Genomic DNA, 6,364 nt, shown 5'->3' with positions numbered 1-6,364 from the left:
ATTTTTCTTGTAATTACAGCTAACAACAAATATGCTTTATAAGTCAACTAGGTCAAAGTTTTTTCTAAATAGTTGATACAATTATTTTTATTTATTAAGCTTTGTGGCTAACAATTTAGCATAACAAGTGCTGAAGAACCTAAAACTTTGTCACCCAAACGTTGACTTAATAACCTTTCTGTGCGGGTAATTGCTGATTCGTGAGCAGTACCTTTTGCTGACATTCTGATAATTTGTCCCGCGATTAATTCTAAGCGTTCTTCAGGATGCAAAATTCCCGTTTCCGCCATTTGGTGATATTCTTTTACACTAATTAGGCGAATATTGGTCAGCATAAGATTCACTTAACGTCCTAACATTTTATCGCGCAGATGTTTAATGGGATGTGCAAGCGGTTTGTTATGCCGCCGCGATCGCCGCAATATGCAACAATAGCAAGTAAAACAGTAAGAGTAGTTCTCACGAACCATCATCCCCTATGCAAGTCAAAGATATGACTATCGAAGAACTCAAGCTTCTGATTCAAGAAACTGTTGCCGAAACGATTCATTCTCTATTGGTTGATCCCGATGAAGGCAAACAAATAAAACCAGAAGTGAAACAGCAACTACTCGACTCCCTACAACGTACTCAATCTGGAGAACGTGGAATCTCTGCTGAGGAAGTAGCAAAAAACTTGGGATTGACCTGGTAATGAGCTACAACATCGAATTTAAATCAGAGGCGATTATCGGGTTTGAAGCTCTCACTTCAACTATTCAAGAGCGCATCCTGCGTAAAATTCGCTGGTTGTCTGAGAACTTTGAGGACTTAACCCCTCAACCTTTGAGTGCTGATTTAAGCGATTTGTTCAAACTCAGAATTGGGGACTACCGAGTTATTTATTCCTTTGATACTGAAGCACAACTGATCACAATCCATAAAGTTGGGCATCGCCGTGAGATTTACAATTAACAATCGGTCATTAGTCTCCCCTCAATCACACTTCAATTGAGAACTCAGTAGATTCGCGTTAACGTCCCAACATTTTATCCCGCAGATGTTTAATGCGATTGCACAGGGAGAAGCTAACAGTTAGGCTGCTGGCGCTACAACCTCTGAAGCAACTCATCATACTCTGTATGTGCGCCAATCCAGAACCAGTAAATGTGATCATCTTGCAACAAGCCAAGAACACGGTAGTCTAAACTAACACGAGCCGAATAGATTGGTTGGCGCTGGCTAACTCGTTTGAACTGAAGACTATTGTGGTAAGGATCTGAACGCCAAAGAGCATAGGTTTTGGCAGCTTGTTCTTGAACTGATGCAGGAAGTTCATCAAGTTTTTTGCGAAATACCTTCGTAACACTTGACTTCATTGTTCAGAGGGAAAAACGTCACCTAAGGGAGTGATGTCGCCAGCAGTAATTTCCTGCTGTACCATATCAGCTAGACGATCCCACTGAGCATCTGTAGTAGATTCAAACTTAGCTTTCCATGTTTGCTCATCTTTTATCTCCGCAAGGAGACGAGCAGCTATTGCATCCTGTTCGGCAACAGGTAGAGTTTTCAGTTGCGCGATCGCATGCTCAAGTAACTCAGTCATATGCTACCACACTCTTAAAACGTAAATGGCATCTTATCCATTATCGCTTCTTGGCAGCAAGTTGAGCGCTTTGTCACCCCAACATTGACTTAATAACCTTTCGGCGCGGGTAATTGCTAATTGGTGAGCGTAAGATTGACGTTAATTTCCTAGCATTTTATCCCGCAGATGTTTAATGCGATCGCGCAATTTCCCCGCCTCTTCAAATTCCAGTTTTTTCGCCGCTTCTTTCATCTGCGCTTCTAACAGAGTAATCAACCCTGGAATTTGTTCTAATGGCAGTTCATCTATATGTTCATCTACAACTTTCAAATCAGTTGCATTTAACCGCCGAGATACATCTAAAAATGCCAAAATCGCATTACTTGATTTTTTGACAATTGGTTGTGGTGTAATCCCATGCAGTCGATTATGTGCCGTTTGAATACCACGCCGTCTATCTGTTTCATCAATAGCTTTAATCATGCTACCTGTCATATTATCGGCATACAAAATCGCCTGTCCCTGGATGTGACGCGCGGCTCTACCAATAGTTTGAATTAAGGAACGCTCAGTTCGTAGGAAACCTTCTTTATCTGCATCCATAATTGCTACTAAGGAAACTTCAGGTAAATCTAACCCTTCCCGCAGCAAATTCACACCAACTAATACATCAAATTTCCCTTCGCGCAAGTTCTGCAAAATTTCAATGCGCTCAATAGAAGTAATCTCAGAATGTAAATACCGTACCCTGATACCGTGGTCTTGCAAATATTCTGTTAAATCTTCCGCCATCCGCTTGGTTAATGTGGTAATTAACACTCGTTCATGGCGATCGGCTCTATCTTTAATTTCTCCCAACAAATCATCGATTTGTCCTTCGGTAGGACGCACAGAGATTTCTGGATCAACCACCCCAGTTGGTCGAATCACTTGTTCAACTACATGATCTTCAGAAATTTCTAATTCCCAATTTCCGGGAGTTGCTGAAACAAAAATACACTGATTCACCTTTTCCCAGAATTCCTCGGCTTTCAAAGGACGGTTATCAGCAGCGCTAGGAAGCCGAAATCCATGTTCAATTAAAACTTTTTTTCTAGCTTGATCACCGTTATACATGCCGCGAATTTGTGGCACTGTAACGTGAGATTCATCGATAATTAGTAACCAATCTTTGGGAAAATAATCAATTAAACATTCTGGTGATTCTCCAGCTTGTCTTCCTGCTAAGTGACGGGAATAATTCTCAACGCCGTTGCAGTAACCTACCTCGCGTAGCATTTCTAAGTCATAGCGTGTACGTTGATCTATGCGTTGCGCTTCTAATAGTTTCCCAGCTTGTTCTAAGTCTAGCTTTTGCTGTTTTAACTCGGCTGCAATGTCATTACAAGCTACTTCTAACCGTTCTTCTGGGGTGACAAAGTGGCGTGCTGGGTAAACATTCACCGCTTCCAAACTTTTGAGAATTTCACCTGTCACGGGGTCAATATAGCGAATCGCGTCAATTTCATCACCAAAGAATTCGACGCGAATAATTCGGTCTTCATAAGCTGGGCCAATTTCTAAGACATCACCACGGACGCGAAATTTTCCCCGACCCATTTCTATGTCGTTGCGGCTATATTGAACATTTGCCAAATCCCGTAAAATTTGGCGCTGATTTACTTCCATACCTATCTGAAGGGGGATGGCAGCTTTCAGATACTCTGCTGGCATTCCTAAACCGTAGATGCAACTGATGGAAGCAACGACAATGACATCACGACGTTCAAAAAGCGATCGCGTCGCTGAATGCCGCAACATATCTATTTCATCATTAATCGCTGCCGTTTTTTCAATATAAGTATCGGTAACGGGAATATACGCTTCTGGCTGATAATAATCGTAGTAACTGACAAAATACTCAACTGCGTTGTTGGGAAAGAAATCTCGCAACTCGTTACAAAGCTGGGCAGCAAGGGTTTTATTATGCGCCAGAACTAAAGTAGGCTTGCCAATTTTCTCAATAACTGCTGCTACCGAAAATGTCTTACCAGTTCCAGTGGCTCCGAGTAAAGTTTGGTAACGATTACCAGCTTGGATACTAGCAGTAAGTTGTGCGATCGCTTGTGGTTGATCGCCTGTGGGACTAAAGGGAGCTTGAAGACAAAATTCTGTCATACAGTTTTGCTGAAAATACCCTATCTCATGGTGACGATTCCGCCCTGTATCCATTGTAGCTGGGTTATTATAGCAAATAAATAGTAATGATTCTTTACAAAAATTATTTATTCAAATTTACTTATGTATCAGTTTTAAAGATTCTTATATCTATATGGGGTTTTTTAAGGTTAAACTCTAATGTATATGGGAAAAAATTTCATCTTTCCTTAATTATTGTAAAATTCAATTAACAAATCAGAGGTCTTCGTTTATGACTATTAGCAACACTGGCAAAGCAACCAGTTCTCGGCAAAAGCATGCCAAGTCTACAGAGGAAGTTGAAAATCAACAAGACCAGAGCTTGAATGCTGATAAAGTCGAGGAAGTTAATGAACTGCCAGCTGGAGCTTCTGGAACACTCGCCATTTCTGGAATTCGTCCTATAGGCGCTAGCGACTTAGAAGTTGCTGAACACCTTTCAATTGCTGGGGTGCGCCCCGTTAGCACCAGTAGCTTGGAAGTAGTTGAAACATATAACTCAATGGGTATTCGTCCAATTGGCGCTAATACATTCCAAGTTGTTGAAAGTATCAATCTCTCTGGGATTCGTCCAATTGGCTCAAGTTTATTGGTAATTGATGAAAGCTATTCAACATTCGGTAATCGTCCAATAGCATCAAATGAGGTTGACAATTCTGAAAGCCTGATGGGTTTTCTAGATTAGACAAATAAAATATTCCCATAACTTTATTAACCCAGTTTCTCTAGGAAGCTGGTTTTTTATTTAAATACTCAAAAGTAGAGATTACCATATTTACCTTTGTTCTATGTCTTTTAGCATAGGTAAATAAGCTGTCCTTACTTTATTTGATATTCAACCAACAGCCAGAAGGCTTACTATAACTAGGTTTCTTAATTACGAATTACGAATTACGAATTACAAATTGTTGAATCTGCCTTGTGGTGGAAGGCTTTAGTAAAAACTTTAAGTTAGTCTGTAAAGGTGATAACAAAAGATTTCAAAGCTGTAAACAAACTTTGAAATAAGTTTTTGATTAAATCAGGAGTACAAAATGAGCATAGAAGATCGCGCAAAAGCAGCTGCTAAAAATGTTGAAGGTAAAGCCCAAGAAGCTTTAGGAAATGTCACTGGAGATCCAGAAGATAAAGCCAAAGGTAAAGCAAAGCAAGCTGAGAGCGAAGTACGTCACGGTATTGAAGATGTGAAAGATAATGTCAAGAAAAATCTTGACTAATAGATAATCCAAACTTTTTGCAGAAATGGGAATATAAATGGGATGGATTCCATTTCTGTAAGAAAGTATGAAGGATTGAAGATTCAAGTCTATGGCTCTTTCTTCTCCTGTTAGCAAGCGTGGAAAGTTAAAGAAATAGCTTGATTTGCAGATTTTACTGTAGAGACGTAAATTATTACGTCTCTACCTTGAAAAATGTATTACAAATTAGAGCAATAACCTCTATATATCCCAATTTTATAAAAGCAATTAGTTTGAATATAAAACCTATTCTATCTGTTGTTTAAATTGTTTTTTTAAGGAGATAAAAAATGATTCTGCTTCAGCAAAGTCGCAAAATATTGGCGACTTTCCTTTTAATAGGAGTACTAATTATAACTACCGCCTGTGGTGGTACAAGTACAATGTCACGAGTTGACAATTCAACTACTCCTTCAGCAATTGGCCGAGATGTAACTTATGCAGAGTTGGAGCGAGGCAATACCCCAGGAGGGCAAAGCTTTGGTAACTGGGTTGTGCAAGCATCTCAAGGATTAGTTCAGGACGCTTTTGTTCGTGATAACAATAAACTGGGTGTTGTAATTTCCCCTAAAGTTCGTCCGAACGAAGTGCGACCATTAGCAAAATCTTTAGTTCAAGGTTTTCATAAAAACTTTCCAAAACAAGACTTGAAGGTTTTGATTTACGCACCTGATAAGCAATTGATTTTGACTACTGAATATGACACTCAAACTAATCAAGTTAAGTATACCTAATTGCTGTATTTGCAATGGAAACTTGAAGATAGTTTGATGAATTTGGAATTAAGAGTTGGAAATACTAGTACAGCAAGCGTAGATATAAACCTGCGATTTCAAATGGCGCAAGAAGCTCGGAAGACAATTTTTTTGCCTTTTGAATTTTGACTTCCGCCTTGCGGTACTAGCCATCCAAAAAGTTTGATAAAAAAGGAGATTATTAAAGTGGCAACCAGCGAAGATTACAAACGTCAAATAATGAAAGATTTGGCTAAAGGTGATGTTGAATCTTTGGATGAGACTACAGCCGAATCAACGACGGAATATCAAAATTTTGATGATTTTGCTCAACGGACAACACCAGACCAACGTCGTCACTTATTTGGTAAATCTTTACATCCCGATCGCATTCCAACCAGCCAAATGGAGCCAGAATTACAACAGGCGATCGCACAAATTAAACCCAATGAACGGGATGATGTAGCAAGAGCCTTTTTTAAACACTTAAAAGAAAGAAAACTAGACGAGAAGCATCTAGAACAACAGTTGGGGCTTTCTACACACCACCCCAGCCGCATGAGTGCTGATGATGTTAGCAAACTAGCGTCCTTTGTGTATCATAACCATCCCGACATCTTTCGCGAAGTGCTGGCGGAGCAACCAGG

At 39.8% G+C, this 6,364-nt stretch carries 10 protein-coding genes; 6 read left to right on the top strand and 4 right to left on the bottom strand.

Annotated features, from left to right (window positions below):
* Positions 1–107 precede the first annotated feature (107 nt).
* Positions 108–335, bottom strand: coding sequence for a Uma2 family endonuclease (locus VE944_RS01115; RefSeq protein ID WP_324971079.1), 228 nt, complete (start codon positions 333–335; stop codon positions 108–110).
* Positions 336–493: 158 nt separating this feature from the next.
* Between VE944_RS01115 and VE944_RS01110 the strand changes: the two genes are divergently transcribed.
* Both VE944_RS01110 and VE944_RS01105 read left to right on the top strand, forming a co-directional pair.
* Complete coding sequence (locus VE944_RS01110; RefSeq protein WP_324971077.1) at positions 494–694, top strand: hypothetical protein; 201 nt, start codon at positions 494–496, stop codon at positions 692–694.
* Positions 694–954, top strand: a complete 261-nt coding sequence (locus VE944_RS01105) for a type II toxin-antitoxin system RelE family toxin (protein WP_324971075.1) — start codon at positions 694–696, stop codon at positions 952–954. The genes VE944_RS01110 and VE944_RS01105 overlap by 1 nt, the downstream gene beginning before the upstream one ends.
* Positions 955–1,088: 134 nt before the next feature.
* On the opposite strand, the gene VE944_RS01100 is transcribed toward VE944_RS01105, so the two are convergent.
* The 3 genes from VE944_RS01100 to uvrB form a co-directional block, all read right to left on the bottom strand.
* The gene (locus tag VE944_RS01100; protein WP_324971073.1) at positions 1,089–1,358 is read right to left on the bottom strand and encodes a ParE family toxin-like protein; all 270 of its coding nucleotides are present in this window, start codon (positions 1,356–1,358) and stop codon (positions 1,089–1,091) included.
* The gene (locus tag VE944_RS01095) at positions 1,355–1,585 is read right to left on the bottom strand and encodes a hypothetical protein (RefSeq protein WP_324971071.1); all 231 of its coding nucleotides are present in this window, start codon (positions 1,583–1,585) and stop codon (positions 1,355–1,357) included. Before VE944_RS01095 ends, VE944_RS01100 begins: the two co-directional genes overlap by 4 nt.
* Before the next feature lie 141 nt (positions 1,586–1,726).
* Positions 1,727–3,724: an excinuclease ABC subunit UvrB gene (gene uvrB, locus VE944_RS01090; RefSeq protein ID WP_324971081.1), complete on the bottom strand. Its 1,998-nt coding sequence runs from the start codon at positions 3,722–3,724 to the stop codon at positions 1,727–1,729.
* Positions 3,725–3,977: 253 nt separating this feature from the next.
* On the opposite strand from uvrB, the gene VE944_RS01085 reads away from it, so the two are divergent.
* The 4 genes from VE944_RS01085 to VE944_RS01070 form a co-directional block, all read left to right on the top strand.
* The gene (locus VE944_RS01085; RefSeq protein WP_324971069.1) at positions 3,978–4,430 is read left to right on the top strand and encodes a hypothetical protein; all 453 of its coding nucleotides are present in this window, start codon (positions 3,978–3,980) and stop codon (positions 4,428–4,430) included.
* 349 nt (positions 4,431–4,779) lie between these two features.
* Positions 4,780–4,962 (top strand): CsbD family protein, encoded by a 183-nt coding sequence (locus VE944_RS01080; protein WP_324971067.1) that lies wholly within the window; start codon positions 4,780–4,782, stop codon positions 4,960–4,962.
* A gap of 311 nt (positions 4,963–5,273) precedes the next feature.
* Positions 5,274–5,717 (top strand): hypothetical protein, encoded by a 444-nt coding sequence (locus tag VE944_RS01075; RefSeq protein ID WP_324971065.1) that lies wholly within the window; start codon positions 5,274–5,276, stop codon positions 5,715–5,717.
* Positions 5,718–5,924: 207 nt separating this feature from the next.
* Positions 5,925–6,364 (top strand): hypothetical protein (locus VE944_RS01070; protein WP_324971063.1); only part of this gene is annotated, 440 nt, incomplete at its 3' end.

This window comes from Nostoc sp. (genome assembly GCF_035638895.1).
In the GTDB taxonomy this organism is placed as follows: domain Bacteria; phylum Cyanobacteriota; class Cyanobacteriia; order Cyanobacteriales; family Nostocaceae; genus Nostoc.
This window is presented reverse-complemented; position numbering and strand designations above follow the sequence as displayed.

Bases quoted from the DNA above. Each gene is read 5' to 3' on its own strand.
- VE944_RS01115 (WP_324971079.1), bottom strand. From the start codon at position 335: ATGCTGACCAATATTCGCCTAATTAGTGTAAAAGAATATCACCAAATG.
- VE944_RS01110 (WP_324971077.1), top strand. From the start codon at position 494: ATGACTATCGAAGAACTCAAGCTTCTGATTCAAGAAACTGTTGCCGAA.
- VE944_RS01105 (WP_324971075.1), top strand. From the start codon at position 694: ATGAGCTACAACATCGAATTTAAATCAGAGGCGATTATCGGGTTTGAA.
- VE944_RS01100 (WP_324971073.1), bottom strand. From the start codon at position 1,358: ATGAAGTCAAGTGTTACGAAGGTATTTCGCAAAAAACTTGATGAACTT.
- VE944_RS01095 (WP_324971071.1), bottom strand. From the start codon at position 1,585: ATGACTGAGTTACTTGAGCATGCGATCGCGCAACTGAAAACTCTACCT.
- uvrB (WP_324971081.1), bottom strand. From the start codon at position 3,724: ATGACAGAATTTTGTCTTCAAGCTCCCTTTAGTCCCACAGGCGATCAA.
- VE944_RS01085 (WP_324971069.1), top strand. From the start codon at position 3,978: ATGACTATTAGCAACACTGGCAAAGCAACCAGTTCTCGGCAAAAGCAT.
- VE944_RS01080 (WP_324971067.1), top strand. From the start codon at position 4,780: ATGAGCATAGAAGATCGCGCAAAAGCAGCTGCTAAAAATGTTGAAGGT.
- VE944_RS01075 (WP_324971065.1), top strand. From the start codon at position 5,274: ATGATTCTGCTTCAGCAAAGTCGCAAAATATTGGCGACTTTCCTTTTA.